We start from the raw sequence: 20,394 nt of genomic DNA on the forward strand, positions 1-20,394 counted from the left end.
AGAATCGAGATGTCCCAAAAGATTAATGACGGGACTTCCAATTCTTGATACAATAAAACCACTTACGTGAAAATATTCACAATTAAAGCGGCTAATGATTGCTATAACGGGTGTGATTGCATATTATATGTATAAAATTATAAAGTACATTTGTAAAAGTGAGGGGGATTCGAATGGCGACACATCGCTTGAACAGTATGGAAGTTAAAAAGATGAACCGGAACGCCATTTACCGGTACCTGTATCACCGTGAATCCACTTCCATTCAGGAGATTGCGCAGGCGCTAGGTCTAAGTCTTCCCACCGTGACACAGAACCTCAAGGAGCTGCAGGAACGCGGGCTGATTGAGGAGACCGGGCTGTATGAATCCACCGGAGGCCGTAAAGCCAAGTCGTTGGCCTGCAACAGGGTGGCGGGTTATGCTGTCGGATTGGATGTTACCCTGAATCATGTGGGAATTGTCGTCATTGACTTGAGCGGCAGGATCATTAGGAATGTCAGGAATAATTATCCATTTGCGAATGAGGAGACTTACTTCCGGGGAGTAGGCAAGCTGGTGGAGGATTTCATAGAGGCTTGTCAGCTGGACCGCAGCCAGATTCTCGGTGTAGGCATTGCGCTGCCCGCGATTCTATCCGGGGACCGCCAGACAGTGAGCTATGCTACAGTCATAGATTTCAAGGGAGGCAGTGTCCGGCGGTTCGCCGAATACATCCCTTATCCCTGCGTCCTGAGCAATGATGCGAATGCGGCGGGACTCACTGAACTGTGGGGAGAGCAGGACATACACAATGTGGTCTATCTGTCCCTTAACAATAGCGTGGGCGGTGCCATTATAGTAGGTAATCAGATCTATGCAGGCCAGAACCACCGCAGCGGGGAGTTCGGGCATATGACAATTCTGCCTGGAGGCCGGACCTGCTACTGCGGGCAGAAGGGCTGCGTCGATGCCTACTGCTCCGCGAGAATCCTCTCGGACAGCACCGGGGGCAGTATTGTGGAATTCTTCAGGCTCTTGGGAGAAGGCCAGAAGGAGCAGCAGGCCATCTGGCAGGAGTATGTGGGCTATCTGGTCATTACAGTGAATAACCTGCGGATGCTGTACGATTGCGATGTGATTCTCGGCGGCTATGCCGGGGCTTACATGGAGGAATACATCGATGATCTTCAGGCGTTAGCAGCGAGTAAGAACACCTTCGAACAGGACGGCTCCTACCTGCGGGTCTGTAAATATAAGCTTGAAGCCACCGCTGTGGGCGCTGCTCTGGAGCTGGTGACGGAGTTTATCGACAGCATCTAGATCCGGGTTGATTTTATCCAAATACAATATCTGCTTTCCCCGCTCCTCCAGAAGAGGGACGTTGCTGCAATCGCGGCACTGTCCTTCTCTGGGGGAGTTTTTGTTGACTTCACTTTAAATCTGATTATAATCTTATTTAAATAGTTTTATAAAAGTATATCATTATACTAAGAGTACCTAATGTCCCTGAGGAGGAGAAACAGATGAAGAACAGAGCTTGTTATATGACAGATCTGAAGCAAATGGCAATGAAGGAAATCGGCATGCCTGTAGCCCAAGCGGGCGAGGTCATTGTGAAGCTGGAGGTTGTCGGCATCTGCGGCTCGGATGTGCATTACCTGGAGCATGGCCGGATCGGCGATTTCGTGGTGAACGGAGATTTCATTCTGGGGCATGAATGCGCCGGAGAAGTGGTGGAGCTTGGCCCTGGCGTGAAGCATCTGAAGGTGGGGGACCGGGTGGCGCTGGAGCCTGGTGTGACCTGTGGACAGTGTGAATTCTGCAAAAGCGGCAAATATAATCTGTGCCCGGATGTACAGTTTCTAGCGACTCCGCCCTACCATGGCTGCCTGATGGATTATATGGCTTTTCCGGAGAACATGGCGTTCAAGCTTCCGGATAATGTGTCTTCGAAGGAGGGGGCGCTGGTGGAACCGCTGGCGGTAGGACTCCATGCTGCGGCACAGGGCGGCGTTAAGCTGGGGGACCGTGTGGTGATTCTGGGAGCGGGCTGCATCGGGCTGGTCACTTTGCTGGCCTGCAAGGCATACGGGGCTACGGAGATTGTAGTGGTGGACATCATTGAGAAGCGGTTGGAGGCGGCGATGAGGCTAGGGGCTACGCGGGTGATTAACGCCAGACAGGAGGATGTACTGGAGGTCATTGCGGCCTGGACCGACGGCGCGGGCGTGGATAAGGTCATCGAGACGGCAGGCAGCGAGAATACGGTGAAGCAGACCCCTTATCTGGTCAAAAGAGGCGGAACCATCGTCCTCGTCGGCCTCGCCGCCAAGGATATCATCGACTTTGACTTCATGCAGATTATGTTCAAGGAAGCCGACATCAAGTCGGTCTTCCGGTACCGCAACCTGTATCCGGCAGCCATCGGAGCCATCGCGGACGGCAAGATTGACGTCAAGGGCATCGTCACCCACGAATTTGACTTCGAGGAGACGCAGCAAGCGTTCGATTACGTGATCAACAATAAGGAGGATGTGGTTAAGGCGGTCATTAAGATGGGCTAGAGGAAAGATAGATAATGGGTGAAGATCAACGGTGAATAGATTACCCTATGGATGAATAGTGACAGGTGAGTATAGCTGAACAGTCAGAGCTGTCCCGTTCCGGGGCGGCTTTTTGGCGTTGGGCGGATATGAAGGCGGGACGAGGTGGAAGAAAGGGACCCATCCCTTTGGTGGGCCGGAGGATGAACTGAAAGGCCCACTCTCAGGTTACGAAGAGCATTAGTACACCTGATTTCAGCATAAGTGGGGTGGATGAGCCAATGAAGAGCATTAGTGCACCTGATTTTGGAAAAAGTAGGCCGGATGAGCCAATGAAGGGCATTAGTACACCTGATTTCGGCAAAAGTGGGCTGAATGAGCAAATGAAGAGCATTAGTGCACCTGATTTCAGCAAAAGTAGGCTGAATGAGCCAATGTTAGTCCGCCGCTGCCGAAATTTCCCGAATTTCCGCCACTTGCTTCCCGCGAGAGCAAAGATCCCGTCGATTAGACCCAATAACTTCATAATATCAATAAAAATTGGGGGTTAATCTTTAGTTTGCAGAGAGAAATGTAAACGCTTACTAGATATAATCATCTCGAAAGGAGGACAAGTAAATATATGGGATAACCATCAGGATAAGTTATATTCTACGGAGAGAAGCAAGCTGCAAGCAAACACCATTATAATCGGGAGGTATTAATTTACAATGAAAAAGAAACTTCTGACGGTATTAATGACAGCGGCACTCAGCTTCAGCGCGTTCGCAGCGACAGCAGGCGCAACAGATTATTGGCAGAACTGGACCGATGGCGGAGGAACCGTGAATGCGGTGAACGGAAGTGGCGGGAATTACAGTGTGAACTGGTACAATACCGGGAACTTCGTTGTAGGTAAAGGCTGGACCTATGGTTCCCCGAACCGGGTGGTGAATTATAACGCGGGAGTCTTCTCGCCTTCCGGCAACGGCTACCTGACCTTATACGGATGGACCCGGAATGCCCTTATTGAATATTACGTGGTAGACAACTGGGGAACTTACAGACCTACCGGCGATTACAAAGGCACGGTGAACAGTGATGGCGGTACTTATGATATCTATCGTACGATGCGTTACAACGCTCCTTCCATTGACGGAAATGCTACGTTCCCGCAGTACTGGAGTGTAAGACAATCCAAACGGCCTATCGGCAGCAATGTCCAGATTACGTTCAGCAACCACGTGAACGCCTGGCAGAGCAAATCGATGTATCTGGGAAGCAGCTGGTCATATCAGGTACTGGCTACCGAAGGATATCAGAGCAGCGGCAGCTCCAACGTAACCGTGTGGTAATGGACAAGCTGACCGGCACCTTGCCGTTACGGCAGCGCCGTAAGCTCAGCTAATCGTTGACAGGCTAAGGCCGGCCGGGTGTACAAGCTGCCGGCCTTATCATTTTCACACACTGAACTGTGCTTAGGTCCTGTACCTTGCCCATCTGCTCAAAGGAGAGGTATTCATGAGAAAACCATTAATGATTCTGATTCTGTGCATGGCAATCGCGGTTATAGCCAGTGCCTGCTCGCAGGAGAAGCCTGCCGCTGATGAGCGTTTAGTGCGGGTGGAAGGCGGTGCTTTTAAGGATACGAAATCCAATTATTACGGGACAGAGATGATCCTCCCGGACTTCTACATCGGTAAATATGAGGTCACCCAGCAAGAATGGCTGGAAGTGATGAAGAATAACCCCTCGCAGTTCAAAGGAGATAAGCTGCCGGTAGAGAGCGTAACCTGGTATGATGCCGTGGAGTACTGCAATGAGCGGAGTGTGAAGGAAGGCCTGGCCCCCTATTATATTATAGACAAGAACACGGTCGATCCGAATAATACAAGTGACCGGGATTTCATGAAATGGACTGTAACGGTGAATGAAGGGGCGGACGGTTACCGTCTGCCGACAGAAGCCGAGTGGGAATATGCAGCAGGCGGAGGCCGGATGAGCACAAGCAACCCGTATAGCGGAAGCGATAACCCGGAGGAGGTAGCCTGGTACTGGCGGAATTCCGGCGACCAATTCCTGACCGGGGACTGGAACTGGCCTGCGATTGAGAACAACCATAGCCAGCCGAGAAATACCGGCCTCAAGCAGCCCAATGAGCTGGGACTGTACGATATGTCAGGGAATGTAAGGGAATGGTGCTGGAACTGGTACGGAGAAGGGGATTCGAATAGCAAGACCGGCTCGGTCCGGCTGGTGAAGGGCGGCGGCTGGATCGGCGGGGTGAACAACACAGAGGTATCCTTCCGGGGTCAATACGAGCCGAGCAGCCGGGGGAATGACCAGGGGTTTCGTGTGGTTCGGGCTGTAGCTGGCAAGTGATTCACCCGTACGTATTCAACAGGAACAGAATAGTTTAAGCAGCAAGCCTTCGGGAAGCTTTTCCGGCATGAGCGCATCTATGGATGCGGCGGCTGGAGAGGACACGGAGGTTTTTTTATGCTCAGGCAGCATCCTTTCAACTTACATTCAGATTCACTATGTATACTCCGTATATGGATTAAGGCACATGCGAAAGACTCGCCGGACGCTGCCGATCAGGAGGGTATCATGGTACAAAGAATCCAGCAAATCGTAACGTTCATCCTCGCCTTGTTCATTGGGCTGTTCATCGCTTCATCCTTCTTGTTCCGGGCAAAATATAATTATTCCGTGTATGGTGACCGGGCGGTGCTGGAAGGGCAGCAGCCGCTTGTGTTCCTGCTATGGATTGTAGTTGTTCTGGTACTGGGCTTTGTGCTGTACAGACTCTCCCGGAAGCTTGAAGGGTATAGCCGGGCGAAGGTTATTCCTGCCGTTCTGCTGTTGTCGGGTACCCTGCAGCTCGTGATTATTTTCCTGTTCACCCGCATGCCTACAGATGATTCACAGACGGTGCTGTCCCTGGCCTGGGCTATGCTCTATGACAAGGACTATTCCTCCTTTCAGTCAGGCGGATACCTGTACATGTTCCCGTTCAATTTCTCCTTCGTGCTGTATCTGAAGACGCTGCTGCTTCTGTTCCCGGACAATTATCTGGTGATCAAAAGCTTCAATATTCTCTTCTCGCTCGTCACCACGCTGGTTATCTATCTGCTCTGCCAAGAGCTTAGTCCTCAAGCCCGCAAAAAAAACTATGGCCTTCTGATTGTGGCTGCGACCTATGTTCCGGCTTTGTTCATGAGCAACTTCATCTATAATGATGGAATTGCCACGGCTCTGCTCACCAGCGCGCTCTACTTCGGAGTCAGGTTCATCCGCAGAAGATCCATGAAGGATATGCTGTTCGCGGCAGTACTGCTGACACTCGGCAACTACTTCCGTAGTATAGGTATGATCTTCCTGATTGCCATTGTTCTCAGTCTGCTTCTCAACCTGCGGGCGATTGGCGTGAAGAAGGTCATTGCCGCCCTTGGAGTAACGCTGCTGCTGTGGGTTCTTCCTGCCTGGATTCAGAATACGACACTTCAGGCAACAGGCATTGTGGACGAATCGCCGTCCAGTAATTCTGCTCCAGTGTACATGTGGCTGAATATGGGGATTAATCTGGAGACACTCGGGTTCTGGGATGACCGGGAGAGCTATAATATCTACCAACAGGAAGCCGGCTATAATAAGGCGGAGAGTGTAGAACTGTTCAAGGCGTCTATCCGCAGCAAGCTCTCCGGTGCGACCTTAACCGGGCTTGCAGAAATGTATTATAAAAAGCTGATCTGGACCTGGACGGAAGGGACGTATCAGATGGAACGCTACGGGATCGGAAATGAAGCAGCCTCCTCCGGCGGAGGAAGGGGCGGCATGGTGATGGGCCATTACAGCTATTCCACAGCTGCAAGCAGGTTGTTTCAAGGCGATTCCGCCTATCGGAGCGGCTTGCTGTGGGCCTTATATGTCCAGAATTTCCTGATGTACGTCTTCATTCTGATCCGGTTAATCCGGGGACTGCGGGCTAAGCGCTTCGCGGAGACCCCGCTCCTTCTGGTGATTCTTGGCTTCATCGGGTTCTACCTGCTCTGGGAGATTAAGTCCCGGTATCTGTACCCTGTGTATCCGCTGCTGCTTGTCTTATCCTACTTGGGTGTTCAAGACTTATATATATTACTGACCGGGACAAGGAGGTCTAATCATGCGGACTAAGAAATATTACATCACCTTAATGATTAGTATGCTTAGCTGTTCGCTGCTGCTCACTTCCTGCGAAGCAGTCACGGCTCAGAATATTACCAGTGCAGACTTCAATTCCCGGCCCGGCGGGTTCCCCGGCATGAACGGCGGCGGCACCAACTTCAAGGAGGGCAGCAGGGGAATGAACCGGGAAGGCCCCGGCAGGAGGGGGATGCAGGGGCCAGACGGGAGGGCAGACAGCACGGAATGATTGCGAAGCAGTGGACGCTAAGCTGCTGTACCCCTTTGGCATACTGCCACTCTGGCACTATGTCACTCTGCCAGTCCTTCAGGACAATGCTTTTTCCACTTCCGGATCTTTCCCCGAAAAGTCTTGAATGGAGCGGCAGAGTTAATGTGAATCCAGCGGGCCATCGGCCAGTTCTCCTTGGTTCCGGTCCATTGACGTGCGCCCTGGATGAACAGTTCCTCTTCCGTCAATGTGCCAATCCAGTCCAGCCACTGCTCTTCGGATTGCCGGAAGAGCTCACGCAGCTCGGACAAAGAATACTCCGCATATTTGCTGTAGAAGGACTGATACAACCCGCCGAGCTGATTCCACTTGTAATCCGCAGCGGGCATCTGGACTGTTCGTTCCGCCAGCTCATCCTTCTCCCAGCTCCGCACCAACTCCAGCCAACCCAGCTGATAAGCGATGATCTCGGCTGGGGTTTTGTCCACCTCGGGAATTCGCGTATCCTTATATGTATTGTTAATTCCATCATACTCGGCATCCAAGAGCAGGTACAGATTATGGATCGTGTCTATCAGCTCCTGACGGGACGAGTATTCATAGCTTGCCATAACAATCACTCCTTTCCTCTGGTATACCACAGGGTTGTGACAACAGTCTGTCCAGTTCAACCGGGCATTTAGAAACTATGAATAACATTGAAGCCGATTTTCAGCGATAGCTGTATTTTATACAATTAAAAAGCGTGAAAAGGAGACTTTTCCTCTTCTAACTGTAGTTTGTACAACTAAATTTGCCCCAATGGTGAGAACCCCGGTATAGAGGGGAGTTTAATTGTACGAAATGCAGCTAAACGGATATTTGGCTGTAATTCAGACGATTTAGTTGTACAGAGTGCATTTATGCACGCTACCTTCGCACCTTACTAGTGCCAAATACGTTGCACGCCCACAAGCTTGTCCTTACGGAAGCTTAGCTTATAGATGTCGGGCATTTCTAACTGCTTCCAGAAGCTATAATCATAACGCTTATCCAGAGCATTCATGATCAGGACCATCATATTACCGTGCGTTCCGATAGCGATCGAATTTCCTTTATATTGCTGCAAAACTTTATAGAGTGCTTGTACGCCCCTATTCTGGGCAACCCGATTGGATTCTCCTCCCGGCCAGGCGAAGGAAAAGTCCTCCCATACCTTGGTCATTGCCTGCCCGAAGTCGGTTACAGGTTCTGCAGACAACACTCTTTCTTTAAAATCATCTTCGATTACAATCGTAGTCCCAAGCGGTTTCTCCAGTCCCTGAATGGTCTGTATAGCCCGTTGATAGGGACTTGAGATTAGAATATTAATATTCTCATGGAGGAGTAGTCGGGTAACTCTCCAGGCGTCTGCCCGCCCCTTCTCAGATAAAGGTCTATTCAATTCATCGGTAGAATAAGTAGAGTGGGCATGTCGTACGAAGTAGAGAGTGGTAACCATTGACTATCGCCTCAGCCATTTATATTTGTACAGTATTGTAACACGAAAGAGACGGAGGATTCAGCGATGAAGGAGCAGTATGGGGAGAGGATTAAGCAGGTTATTGCCTACATAGAAAATCACAGCAGCCAGCCGCTGCGGCTGGATCAGCTGGCGGAGGTCTCCCATTTCTCCAAATATCATTTCACCAGAATATTTACAGCCTTCACGGGCATGACGCCCATGGCCTTCGTAACCAGGAAGCGCGTCGAGCAGGCCATGGTGCTGCTTAGCCGGACGAATCAGACGATTCTGGAGATTGCAGGGGAGAGCGGTTTTGAATCGGTTTCCGCCCTGAATGTCCATTTCAAGCGGCATTACGGCTGCTCGCCTGGCACCATCAGAAGCAGGAACCGTAAACATAGCAATTTCCCGTCAGTCCTCAGCAATAAGCAGGCAGAGCCGGCCGCCCTGGCAGATTACAATGTAGCAGAAGGTAATCCGCTGTTAAGGAGGGCATGGGACAGTATGGTAGAACTTAGAGAAATTGCAGAAGTTGGGGTCGCTTATGTCCGGCATATTGGAAGGTATCTGGACACATATCACACATGGGACAAGCTAAGCCGCTGGGCAGCTCAGCAAGGGTTCCATCCGGCGAATCAGCAGTTCATCGGAATCTCACTGGACGACGGGGAACTTACGGAAGAGTCTGCCTGCCGCTATGATGCTTGTGTTACACTCCCGGAGGGATTCGAACGGGAAGCCCCCCGGAAGGAGGTAGAATACAAGACTCTATCCGGCGGGCTGTATGCGGTGTATTCCTACTATGATACGGTAGATAGATTTGTCCTTGCGTACGATACTATGTTCAGCGTATGGTTACCTCGCAGCGGCTATGAAGCCGATGACCGGCCATGTCTGGAATTCTGTCTGAATGATCCTGCGCAGGACCCGCAGGGCAAGTGCATGGTTGATTTGTACGTCCCCATTAAGCGAAGCGCTTAAGGATCAGAGAAGGGAGTGCCCCGGGTGAAGATGGAGATAGTGTTTGACCAGTTACCTGTCTTAAGGTCAGAGGAGCTGGTACTGGGCAAGATTGAGGAGGAGCATCTGGACGGGCTGTTCGAGATTTACAGCAATGACCATGTGTTCGAATATTGCGGGATTATCCCCAAGCACAATAAGACTACAGTCAAGAGCATGATCGGTCATTATGAACGGGATTATGGCAAAAGATCGCGGATCAAGTGGGGCATCTTCGCCCCAGCAGACGATACGCACCTGCTCGGGATTATTGAAGCCTGTGACTTCAATCAGAGGGTCAATATGGTCACCATCGGCTACTTCCTTGCGGAAGCCCAGTGGGGGAGGGGCCTCGCCTCCAAAGCCGTTGAGCTGTTGACAGCATTCCTGTTCCAGCAGGCTCAGGTGAATAGAATTCAGGCGGAAGTGATGCTGAATAATGAGCCTTCCAAGAAGGTGCTGCTGAAGAACGGATATGTCAAGGAAGGGATGCTTCGGCAAGCAGCCCTCTGGTCCGGCAAGGGAGTGGTTGATCTGGAGATCTACAGCATGCTTAGGGAAGAGTATATGAAGGTTCTACAACCGGACCATGAGGCCCTTATTTTGCAAGTGGAAACGGCATTGCCGTCCTTTATAAGGACGGTACCGTTTCAGCGAGAAAGATAAGGATAATGATAGCGCGAAGCATATAAATTCTTATCTTTTGAAAAAGACAGCTTTACCACTCGCCCTCGGACTGAGAGGCCGTTATAAGGCCAGTTGGTGATTAGAATGAGTCAAGAGCGACTGGTTAAGTGCATGTGAGTCCGCCTGGCCCGCAAAATAGTGCAATTTACAGGAATAGCGGCTCTCCAGTCCGCATGGATCGCAGCAGGAGTGCTGCTTAATTGCACAAATTGATGAAGCCAGCAACCAGCAGACTTAGGTGGTAACGGATCGTGCATGCGGACATATTCTTCACTGAAGATGTGCTGTACGGTCCATCCATTCATGCCAAAACCGCAGACAGGGGCGAACCCTTGCTGCGGTTTTTGGCGATTTCTTAAAATATAAGAATCTATATGTTTCACACGATAGATTATCCTTCTATTTCTTGCTGAAACGGTACCGTCCTTTAAAAGGACGGCAAAGCCGTTTCCACTTGTTTGAGACTATATAAATTGAACTACAAGTACAATCTATATATCCTTATCCTGCACTGCACATCAAGCTTCCATCTTCTGCGCCGTATACAGCCGGTGGTACAGGCCGCGGCGGGCTATCAGCTCGTCATGGGATCCGCTCTCGGCAATGCCCTTGTTCGAGACATACATGATCCGGTCGCAGTTCTTCACCGTAGACAGGCGGTGCGCAATGATGAACGAGGTGCGTCCCTTCAATAGCTCGTTCAGCCCCTTCTGGAGCAGACGCTCGGTCTGTGCATCGATGGAGGAGGTGGCCTCATCCAGGATGAGAATCCGCGGGTTGGCCAGCAGCGTTCTGGCGAACGAGATCAGCTGCCGCTGTCCCTGGGAGAGCTTGGAGCCGCGTTCGTTCACCTCGGTCTGGTAGCCCTGATCGAATTCGCGGATGAAGTCGTCCGCGCAGACTGCCTTCGCGGCAGCGATAACCTCTTCCTCGGTCGCATCCGGTCTGCCGTAGCGGATATTATCCAGAATGGTTCCCGAGAAAATGAAGCTGTCCTGCAGCATGATTCCCATCTGGCTACGCAGCGATTTCAGCGTGATCTGTGAGATATCCTGCCCGTCGATCAGAATGCGTCCGCCAGTCAGGTTATAGAAGCGCGAGATCAGGTTGACGACGGTGGTCTTGCCCGCACCGGTCGGACCGACCAGAGCCACGCTCTCTCCCGCTGCGACATCGAAGGAGATGTTCTCCAGGATATTCAGGCCCGGATCGTAGGCGAAGGTGACATCATCGAACGTCACCCGGCCCTGAACCGGCGGGAGCGCCTTCGCACCGGGGATATCGCTGACCGTTACCGGCTCATCCAGCGTCTCGAAGATCCGCTCCAGATAAGCCACCGCATTAATGAAGTTATTGTACAGGTTCGATAGATTCAGGATCGGCTGCCAGAAGCGGGCAGCATAGCTGCTCATGGCGAGAATGACGCCCAGCGTCATGTTCTGCGGGTCCAGAGTCAGCAGGCCGACCAGGAAGATCATAGCCGTAACAATGGTAGACAGGTTATCGACACTGAACGGAATCAGAATGTTGTAACGCAGCGCCTTCATCCAGGCCGTGCGGAAGTTGCCGGCCAGACGGGTGAAGATGCCTTCATTGCGCGTCTCCCGCGAGAACATCTGTGTGACGCCGATGCCGCTGATGCTCTCCTGCAGATAGGCATTCAGGTTGGAGCTTTTGTTCGATACCGCTTGCCAGGCCCGGCGCTGCCGGGTCTTGATCAGCAGCATGACGCCGAGGAACACCGGCAGTCCGGCCAGAATGATGAACGAGAGCCGCACATCCACGGCGAACATGAACACCGCGATGAAGACCAGGTTCACGATTTCCAGGATGAAGTTGATAATTCCGTTCGACAACACATCGGAGACCCCGTTGACGTAGTTCACGACCCGGATCAGGATTTTACCCTGCGGCCGGTCGTCATAATATTTGAAGGGCAGCTCCTGTAGATGCTTGAACAGGTCGGTGCGGATATCGAAGATAATATCCTGTCCGACGCTCGTCATAATTCGCGAGCGGATCGTAGCCAGAATGACGCTGACCACGATGGTTGCCAGCATCAGCAGGGACCAGCCCGCCAGTGCGCCCATGTCTTTGGCCGGAATCGTCACATCCACGACATGCTGCATGATCAGCGGAGCCGACAGGGCAATCGCCGCCGACAATGCACTAAGCGCGAACGCGATAAGCATCGGCTTCTTCTTGCGTCTGATATAGACCATGGCCCGCCGGAAATGCTTGATATTGAACGGCGATTCCAGATTCTCATCGACATCGAATTTATTTCTGGCCACTTTCGGTCACCTGCCTTCCAATACCCTCGTTCTGAAGCATGAATACATCATAGTAATACCCCCGCTTCGCCAGCAGCTCGGCATGGGTTCCTTCCTCAATCAAACGCCCGCCCTCCAGAATCAGAATGCGGTCAGCCTGGGCGGTAGTGGATACCCGCTGCGCAATGATGATCTTCGTGCAGGGGTACTCCAGCTCACGCAGACTGCGCTGAATATGCTCCTCCGTCTCCAGATCGACCGCAGAGGTCGTATCATCTAGAATCAGAATCGGACGTTGGACCGCCAAGGCGCGGGCCAGCGCAATACGTTGCTTTTGACCCCCGGACAATCCGACACCGCGTTCCCCCACTACGGTATCGTAGCCTTCAGGCATTTTGACAATGAAATCATGGGCAGCGGCAAGAGCCGCGTAAGCCTTCGCATCCTCCTCAGGCAGATCGGGATCGCCGTAAGCGATGTTGCCGTCAATGGTATCGGAGAACAGCAGCACATCCTGCGTAGCCATCCCGATATTCCCCCGCAGCTCATCCAGCTCCAGCTCCCGGACATCTCTGCCGTCTACCAGCACTCGCCCGCCAGCCACATCATAGAAGCGTGGAATGAGATTGATGAGGGAGGTTTTGCCGGAGCCGGTGGCTCCCATGATCGCAATGGTCTCGCCGGGGGCTATCGTGAAGCTCACATCATCAAGCACGGTAGCGTTATCATATTTAAACCGGACATGGTCGAATTCAATCCGTCCCTCATAGCGGCGGCGCTCCACCGGGTTATGGTCATTGGCAATTGCCGGACGGGCGTAATAGATATCGACGATTTTGGATAAGCTGGCAAAGAAACGCTGAATATCATTAATAATTATTCCGATATTGCGCATGGGGTTCGAGACGGCCCAGATCAGCGAGGAGAACGCCGTGAACTCACCGAAGGTAATCCGCCCCTCCATCACGTAGTAACCGCCGGCCAGCATCAGGACCACGTTGAAGCCTTGTGCGAACGACTCCAGATAAGGGAAGTAGTCGAGCCAGACGAGGGCTGCTTTTTTATTCGCCACCGCGTAGTTGACATTCTTCTCCGTGAACTTGGCAATCTCGAACTCCTCACGGGCAAAAGCCTTCACCACACGGTTCCCCGAGATATTCTCCTGTGTCGTCGTATTGAGCTGGGACAGCCGCTCGCGCAGGTCGATGTACATCGGGCGCACTTTCTTGGCGAAGATAAAGGCCACCACAAAAATCGGCGGTGACAGGATCAGCATCCACAGCGTCAGCTTCACATCAATCGTGAGAAAATAAATGACGGCTGCCAGAAAAATCGTAAGCGATTCAATAATCGTCTTGAAAATCCACGCCATCGAGTGGCGGACCATATCCAGATCCCCCGTCATTTTGGTCATCAGGTCCCCGGTGCGGTTGCGGTCATAATATTCCCGGTCCTGGCCCTGAATCTTGTTGTACAGATAAATCCGGATATTGTACATCATATTCTGTGAAGAAATTTCGTACTGCATGGTCGTGAAGTATGCCAGCCCTGTACGTAGCAGGGAGAAGCCGATCATGCCCAGGCAAAGCGCAATGAGCAGCCCGCGTCCTGTAGCAAGATTCGCTCCTGCGTGGTCACCGGCAATGAACGTATCGACAATGCGCTGGCTGATGTAGGGGTTCACAATCGTAAGACTTGAGCCCACCACTGAGAGGCAGAGCGCCACGATATACCGCGCCCGGTTGCCCTCCAGGTTCTGCCACAGCCATTTGATTTCAAACATCTGATCACCTGTTTCCTGTTGTCTTGTGATAAACAAAGTGATTATAACACTATGAACCAAAATGTATAGGGATACGATTAATTTCTTTTTACAAAAGCTTGAACTTTGTAATGGAGTAATTCTGCATTGCGTTAATGTATGTCACAGCATACAATGATGCTTACATATTAAGATAGATTGCGTTGAGTACATGTGAGGTGTACAGGTGTACATATGAGGGGGAGCATTTCGTTGGAATTCAAACAGTTAACCAGAGGACTTAAGCCACGGCATATCGAGCTGATCGCACTGGGCGGCACGATTGGCGTGGGATTATTCATGGGCTCGGCAAGCACGATTAAGTGGGCGGGGCCTTCCGTGCTGCTAGCGTATCTTTTGGCAGGAATCATTATGTTTTTTGTGATGCGGATTATGGGGGAGATGCTGGTGGTGGAGCCGGTGACTGGTTCGTTCGCCACTTTTGCCCATAAATATATCAGCCCGCTGGCCGGCTTCCTGACCGCCTGGAGCTACTGGTTCCTATGGGTGACGGTAGGCATGGCCGAGGTTACGGCAATTGGAATCTATGTCGGGTACTGGTTCCCGGATATCCCGCAGTGGATTCCGGCGCTAATTGGTGTGGGCATCATTGCAGCAGCCAATCTGGCGGCGGTGAAGCTATACGGGGAGTTTGAATTCTGGTTTGCGATGATCAAGGTGGTTGCCATTGTCGTGATGCTGGTGATCGGCACCGGGGTGATTTTCTTCGGTCTCGGAAATGGCGGGCAGCCGCTCGGACTGTCCAATCTCTATAGTCATGGCGGTTTTTTTGCCGGAGGACTGAAGGGCTTCCTGTTCGCGCTCTGCATTGTCACGGCGGCCTATCAGGGGATTGAGCTGGTGGGGATTACGGCAGGGGAAGCGGAGAATCCGAAGCAAACGCTGCGAAAAGCGATCAAGAATATCATCTGGCGCATTCTGATCTTCTACGTGGGGGCCATCTTCATCATTGTGACCATCTATCCGTGGAATGAGATCGGGGAAATCGGCAGTCCGTTCGTGTTGACCTTCGCCAAGGTCGGGATTGTCGCTGCGGCCGGCATTATCAACTTCGTGGTGCTGACAGCGGCGATGTCGGGCTGCAACAGCGGAATTTACAGTGCGGGAAGAATGCTCTACACCCTCGCCCAGAACGGACAGGCTCCGAAGTTCTTCGGCAGAGTCTCGGCCAGCGGAGTGCCCCGCAACAGTATTATTACAACGATCTCCCTGCTGCTGGTCGGCGTGCTGTTCAACTATCTGATGCCGGACTCCAAGCTGTTTCTCTATATTTACAGTGCCAGCGTGCTTCCGGGAATGATTCCGTGGTTCGCCCTGGCTTTCAGCCAGTTCAGATTCAGAGAGCGGTGGGCAGGCGAGATGGCAGCCCATCCGTTCAAGTCCCGCTTTTTCCCGGTCAGTAACTATATTATCATTATCTTCCTGTCGCTGGTCATCATCGGCATGTGGTTCAACCCGGATACCCATCTGTCGCTGATCGTCGGCGCGTCGTTCCTGGCTATTGTTGTGGCGGGGTACTATGCGTTTGGAATTGGTAAACGCCGGGTGCCCGGGGATGGGGAGGAAGTGTAGGCTCCTCTAATTTGGATTGGAAACGAAGTGTCGGATTTTATGAGCGGCATGGCTTCAAGATGTGGTATGTCCAAATGTATCGTTAATAAAAAGGCTTCCGAAGCAAACTACGCTCCGGAAGCCTTTTGTATGTCAATTCCTAAGACGAAGCTGCCGCCGCCGCAGCAGAGGCCGCAGCTACAGCAATCGCTGTCTGCTGGGCAATGATGATGTTGGTCAGGCTGGTAGACAGCGTGGATTCAATGATGCCGTTTCTGACATCATCGACATATTGATAGGAGACGAGTGCGGCAGACAGCAGGAGCAGCTCTTGCTTGTTGATCGACCAGCCGCCGAAGCCCTTCTGCGGGCGCAGGAACTCATAGGTATCCGAGACATCGCTTACCAGCTGCTGCTGCTCGTAGGGGATCAGGGACAGGATGCCAAGGGACGAGAGTGTATACTCCTTATCCAGCCGGATATCCCGTGCCCGGAACGCTTCACGCAGGCTAAGCACCCGGCTTGCAAGATCCCCGCCGCCTAGCACCAGCACCTGTGTCAGCGCCTGAACACTGTTGCCGGAGAAGAACTCGGGCTTGAGCGTAACATAGAGCTGTTCCAGCTGCTCCAGTCCTTGCTCTACAGGGATATCGGAGAGCCCGAGCATGGCAGCGAAGATATAGTCATCCCGTCCGGTCAGGAAACGGTGCTTCGACCGCATCCCCTCGTAGAACGCTTGGGTGCGGTCTATGGCTGCGGCATATTGATCGTACGGAGTATGGGCAGCGATCTGATAGGCGGCAATGACCAGGTAGTCGGAGGCCCGGAATTTGCGTTCCTTGAGCAAGTCATATACAGCCAGCGTATTTGCAAGCTGCTGCTGCGGCTGGGGAGACAGGGAGAGCAGCGCAGCAATACAGATGGCTGAGGTTCCCCGGAAGGACGAGAAGCCCCGGGTGTTATCCTTGACCATCTCATGGTACAGGCGGATCGCTTCCACATTGGCCATCTTGTCTTCCACGGCGTAGAGCAAGGCGGCCAGCCGGTTCACAGAGGCATTTTGCCAAGGGAATTCCTGTTTGATCTGCTGGGCGTTAGTTACGAATAATTCAAGCCTGGCTATGTATGATTGCTTCATAGGATGCACCTCTCATCTAGTGGTAGTTATTTGGGTTTATTCTACTATAAAAACCAAAACGATGAAATTGAATCTCTTCCCGCAGACTTGCCCCCAAACCTATGAGAGCGTATTCTTGAATAAAGATTACTAGAATGATGGATATTTATTCCGGAAAGAGAGGCACTAGTATGATAAGAGCATCTGAAGATAACGAATACTATGAGCTGTCCAGTCCCACCATTCTCCCCAAAGCTTCGGGGTTTCTGTGGAATGAACAGATGATGATTCATATGAACTGCCGGGGCTATGCGGTAGCCCAGTTCATGCAGCCGGAGCCGGCCAAGTACTCCTATGCGCCGAATCTGGAGGCCAAGACGTTCATGCAGCCGGAGCAGCCTTATTATGCCCATCACCCCGGCCGTTTCGTCTATGTCAAGGATGAGGAGAACGGAGATCTGTTCTCTGCCCCTTATGAGCCTGTCCGCACCCCTCCGGATCATTACACTTTTGCGGTGGGTAAACATAATATTGTATGGACCATCGAGAAGAACGGAATCGCGATAGAGATGACGCTAAGCCTGCCAAAGGATGACCCGATGGAGCTGTGGCGGGTGAAGGTGACCAATCTGTCTGCGGCGCGGCGGAGGATCAGCATCTATCCCTACTTCACCATCGGCTACATGTCATGGATGAATCAATCCGGCGAGTATAAGGAAGCTTTGCAGGGAATCGTGGCTACAGCGGTCACACCTTATCAGAAATATCAGGATTACGACAAAATCAAGCATCTGAAGGACAAAACCTTCCTGCTGGCCGACCATGCCCCGGCCTCCTGGGAAGTGAATCAGGAAGCCTTCGAGGGCGAAGGCGGAATCGGCTCGCCGTCCGCGCTTAAGAGCGAACGGCTGGCGCAAGGCGAAGCCCGTTATGAGACCCCGGTTGCCGCTCTGCAATACAGTCTGGATCTGGCTGCGGGGGAAGAACGTGAATACCGCTTCGTCTTCGGCCCGGCCCGGAGTGAGCAGAGAATCGCGGAGATCCGCCGGAAGCTGTTCCTGGATACCGATGCGGCAGGCGAGGACGGATTCGTGCGCGCCGAGCGGGAATATGCGCAGTACATTGCGGAAGGCAGAGGGAGCATTGAGATCTCCACCCCGGATGCGGACCTCGACAATCTGGTCAACCACTGGCTGCCCCGGCAGATGTACTATCACGGGCAGACCAACCGCCTGACGACCGACCCGCAGACCCGGAATTATCTGCAGGATAATATGGGGATGAGCTATCTTAAGCCGCAGACGGCAAGAGAAGCGTTCCTGACGGCCTTAAGCCAGCAGGAGGCCAGCGGAGCGATGCCGGACGGCATTATTTTGCATGAAGCGGCTGAACTGAAATATATCAATCAGGTTCCGCATACAGACCATTGTGTCTGGCTGCCGATTTGCCTCAGTACCTATCTGGATGAGACCGATGATTACAGCATTCTGGATGAGGAAGTATCGTATGCGGGCGGCCTGGAGACAGGACCTGTACATGAGCATATCGACCGGGCGGTGCAGTGGCTGCTGCATGAGCGGGATGAGCGCGGCCTGAACTATATCAATCAGGGGGACTGGTGCGACCCGATGAATATGGTAGGGTACCGGGGGCAAGGCGTGTCCGGCTGGCTGACCATCGCTACCGCGTATGCGTGTATGGTCTGGGCGGATATTTGTGAGCGGAGCGGCCGTACGGATATCGCCAAGACCTTCCGTCATGCGGCGGAGGAGACCAATGCGCTCGTCAATCAATACTTCTGGGATGGCGAGTGGTATGCTCGGGGAATTACTGATGACAATGTAGTGTTCGGAATCAGCAGCGACAAGGAAGGCCGGATCTTCATTAATCCCCAGGGCTGGGCGCTGCTCAGCGGTGCGGCCGATGAGGAGAAGCGGGCGAAGCTGATGAAGTCGGTCCATGAACAGCTGGAGACCCCGTATGGAGTGGAAAAGCTCGCCCCGTCCTATACCGCCATGCGCGAGGATGTGGGCAGGGTCACCCAGAAGCATCCGGGGACAGCCGAGAACGGCGCAGTCTATAACCATGCCGCAGCCTTCTATATCTATGGCTTGTATGCGGTGGGTGAGCAGGACCACGCGTACCGTCTGCTGCGTAAAATGCTCCCCGGGCCCGATATCGAGGATATCATCCGGCGGGGCCAGCTCCCGGTGTTCATTCCTAATTATTACCGGGGCGCGTATAAGCAATTCCCGCAGACTGCCGGACGCTCCAGCCATCTGTTCAATACCGGAACCGTTCCCTGGGTATACCGCTGTCTGATCGACGGATTGTTCGGGCTGCAAGGGAACCGGGACGGGCTGCAGGTGAAGCCGCAGCTTCCTTCCGGCTGGCAGGAGGCCACCGTGAAGCGCAGCTTCAGAGGCGCTGAGCTGCAGATTGAGATGAAGCGTGAGTCCGGCGTAGCGGCAATCGAGGTATATCTGGACGGACAGCTTGTGGAAGATGGTGTTCTGAAGGAACTGAAACCGGGTAAGCATTATCAGGTGCTGGTTAAGATTCCGGCTGGGGCTGTTACTATCTAAATACAGGAGGCGCATGAACATGACGAATCATATTCCGGAAGTACTGCTGAACGATGGAATGAAGGTGCCTGCGATTGGCTACGGAACGGCCTGGATCAAAGGTACAAAGGGCGTGCAGAATCTGAGGACTGCCCTGGGTTTGGGGTATCGTCTGATTGATTCGGCATTCAACTATGAGAATGAAGGCGTTGTCGGGGAAGCGGTACGGCAGAGCGGGGTACCCAGAGACCAGCTGTTCATTACATCCAAGCTGCCCGGACGCCATCACAAGTATGATGAAGCGGTCGAGACGATTGAGGAATCGCTGTACCGGGCCGGACTCGATTATTATGACCTGTATCTGATCCACTGGCCGAATCCCAAGGTGAACCTGTATGTGGAGGCGTGGCAGGCACTGATCGATGCCCGGAAGCAGGGATTGATCCGTTCGATCGGAGTCAGTAACTTTTTGCCGGAGCATCTGGACCGCCTGATTAAGGAAACGGGGGTGGTACCGGCTATGAACCAGATTGAACTGCATCCCTTCTATCAACAGGCGGAGCAGCGCGCATATCATGAGCAGCACGGAATCGTCACAGAATCCTGGAGTCCGCTGGGACGCGGCACGGAGCTGCTGAAGAATGAACAGCTGATTGCGATCGCCACAGCCCATGGCAAATCCGTCTCACAGATTGTTCTGCGCTGGCATGTGCAGCTTGGAGCGGTTCCGATTCCAAGATCGGCGTCGGAGGAGCATCAGAGGGAAAATTTAGAAATTTTCGACTTTGAGCTATCGGAGGCGGAGATGAAGGTGATTGCGGAACTCCCGTCCACCGGACCGCTGTGGGACCAGGACCCGGCCGTGTACGAAGAGTTCTGATTCGTTGATGTTATAGTTATAGCCCCTTGCTCTTTGGCAGGGGGCTATTGTTTTGTTACAGCGCTCATACATAATTCGTTTAAGAAAAAGGGAAGCTGGTTACATAGAAAGAGTCAGAA

16 protein-coding genes are annotated in these 20,394 nt (G+C 52.6%); 11 read left to right on the forward strand and 5 right to left on the reverse strand.

Annotation, left to right across the window (positions count from 1 at the left end):
- Nucleotides 1–173: 173 nt before the first annotated feature.
- The 6 genes from NST26_RS03355 to NST26_RS03380 all read left to right on the forward strand — a co-directional run bounded on the left by NST26_RS03355 (nt 174) and on the right by NST26_RS03380 (nt 6,917).
- Entirely contained in the window at nt 174–1,301 is a 1,128-nt protein-coding gene (locus tag NST26_RS03355) for an ROK family transcriptional regulator (protein WP_340978521.1), read from the forward strand.
- A gap of 203 nt (nt 1,302–1,504) precedes the next feature.
- Complete coding sequence (locus NST26_RS03360; RefSeq protein ID WP_340978522.1) at nt 1,505–2,545, forward strand: NAD(P)-dependent alcohol dehydrogenase; 1,041 nt, start codon at nt 1,505–1,507, stop codon at nt 2,543–2,545.
- Between the two features lie 689 nt (nt 2,546–3,234).
- Nucleotides 3,235–3,858 carry a glycoside hydrolase family 11 protein gene (locus tag NST26_RS03365; RefSeq protein ID WP_036730699.1) on the forward strand — a complete coding sequence of 208 codons (624 nt, stop codon included), beginning with the start codon at nt 3,235–3,237 and terminating at the stop codon, nt 3,856–3,858.
- A gap of 166 nt (nt 3,859–4,024) precedes the next feature.
- Entirely contained in the window at nt 4,025–4,885 is an 861-nt protein-coding gene (locus NST26_RS03370; RefSeq protein ID WP_340978523.1) for a formylglycine-generating enzyme family protein, read from the forward strand.
- A 228-nt stretch (nt 4,886–5,113) separates the two neighbouring features.
- Nucleotides 5,114–6,679 carry a glycosyltransferase family 39 protein gene (locus tag NST26_RS03375; RefSeq protein WP_340978524.1) on the forward strand — a complete coding sequence of 522 codons (1,566 nt, stop codon included), beginning with the start codon at nt 5,114–5,116 and terminating at the stop codon, nt 6,677–6,679.
- Nucleotides 6,669–6,917 (forward strand): hypothetical protein, encoded by a 249-nt coding sequence (locus NST26_RS03380; protein WP_340956031.1) that lies wholly within the window; start codon nt 6,669–6,671, stop codon nt 6,915–6,917. Before NST26_RS03375 ends, NST26_RS03380 begins: the two co-directional genes overlap by 11 nt.
- Nucleotides 6,918–6,979: 62 nt before the next feature.
- Here the strand turns inward: NST26_RS03380 and NST26_RS03385 are convergent, their stop codons facing one another.
- Together NST26_RS03385 and NST26_RS03390 are read right to left on the reverse strand one after the other, a co-directional pair.
- Nucleotides 6,980–7,510: a ClbS/DfsB family four-helix bundle protein gene (locus NST26_RS03385; RefSeq protein ID WP_340978528.1), complete on the reverse strand. Its 531-nt coding sequence runs from the start codon at nt 7,508–7,510 to the stop codon at nt 6,980–6,982.
- A gap of 314 nt (nt 7,511–7,824) precedes the next feature.
- Complete coding sequence (locus tag NST26_RS03390; protein ID WP_340978530.1) at nt 7,825–8,379, reverse strand: histidine phosphatase family protein; 555 nt, start codon at nt 8,377–8,379, stop codon at nt 7,825–7,827.
- Between the two features lie 66 nt (nt 8,380–8,445).
- Between NST26_RS03390 and NST26_RS03395 the strand changes: the two genes are divergently transcribed.
- On the forward strand, nt 8,446–9,363 hold the full coding sequence (locus tag NST26_RS03395) for an AraC family transcriptional regulator (protein ID WP_340978531.1): 918 nt from the start codon (nt 8,446–8,448) through the stop codon (nt 9,361–9,363).
- A gap of 30 nt (nt 9,364–9,393) precedes the next feature.
- Complete coding sequence (locus NST26_RS03400) at nt 9,394–10,047, forward strand: GNAT family N-acetyltransferase (RefSeq protein ID WP_445323360.1); 654 nt, start codon at nt 9,394–9,396, stop codon at nt 10,045–10,047.
- A 539-nt stretch (nt 10,048–10,586) separates the two neighbouring features.
- Here the strand turns inward: NST26_RS03400 and NST26_RS03405 are convergent.
- Together NST26_RS03405 and NST26_RS03410 are read right to left on the reverse strand one after the other, a co-directional pair.
- A complete protein-coding gene (locus NST26_RS03405; protein ID WP_340978534.1) occupies nt 10,587–12,362 on the reverse strand; it encodes an ABC transporter ATP-binding protein in 1,776 nt (591 codons plus the stop codon).
- The gene (locus NST26_RS03410) at nt 12,349–14,124 is read right to left on the reverse strand and encodes an ABC transporter ATP-binding protein (RefSeq protein WP_340956018.1); all 1,776 of its coding nucleotides are present in this window, start codon (nt 14,122–14,124) and stop codon (nt 12,349–12,351) included. The genes NST26_RS03405 and NST26_RS03410 overlap by 14 nt, the downstream gene beginning before the upstream one ends.
- Before the next feature lie 231 nt (nt 14,125–14,355).
- On the opposite strand from NST26_RS03410, the gene NST26_RS03415 reads away from it, so the two are divergent.
- Entirely contained in the window at nt 14,356–15,735 is a 1,380-nt protein-coding gene (locus NST26_RS03415; protein ID WP_340978535.1) for an amino acid permease, read from the forward strand.
- A gap of 139 nt (nt 15,736–15,874) precedes the next feature.
- On the opposite strand, the gene NST26_RS03420 is transcribed toward NST26_RS03415, so the two are convergent.
- Complete coding sequence (locus tag NST26_RS03420; RefSeq protein WP_036730667.1) at nt 15,875–16,852, reverse strand: DUF4003 family protein; 978 nt, start codon at nt 16,850–16,852, stop codon at nt 15,875–15,877.
- 170 nt (nt 16,853–17,022) lie between these two features.
- Between NST26_RS03420 and NST26_RS03425 the strand changes: the two genes are divergently transcribed.
- Nucleotides 17,023–19,416 carry a GH36-type glycosyl hydrolase domain-containing protein gene (locus NST26_RS03425; RefSeq protein ID WP_340978536.1) on the forward strand — a complete coding sequence of 798 codons (2,394 nt, stop codon included), beginning with the start codon at nt 17,023–17,025 and terminating at the stop codon, nt 19,414–19,416.
- 19 nt (nt 19,417–19,435) lie between these two features.
- Complete coding sequence (locus NST26_RS03430; RefSeq protein ID WP_340978538.1) at nt 19,436–20,275, forward strand: aldo/keto reductase; 840 nt, start codon at nt 19,436–19,438, stop codon at nt 20,273–20,275.
- The last annotated feature ends 119 nt before the right edge of the window (nt 20,276–20,394 follow it).

The sequence above is a fragment of the Paenibacillus sp. FSL R7-0128 genome (assembly GCF_038002245.1).
Taxonomy (GTDB): domain Bacteria; phylum Bacillota; class Bacilli; order Paenibacillales; family Paenibacillaceae; genus Paenibacillus_AQ; species Paenibacillus_AQ silagei.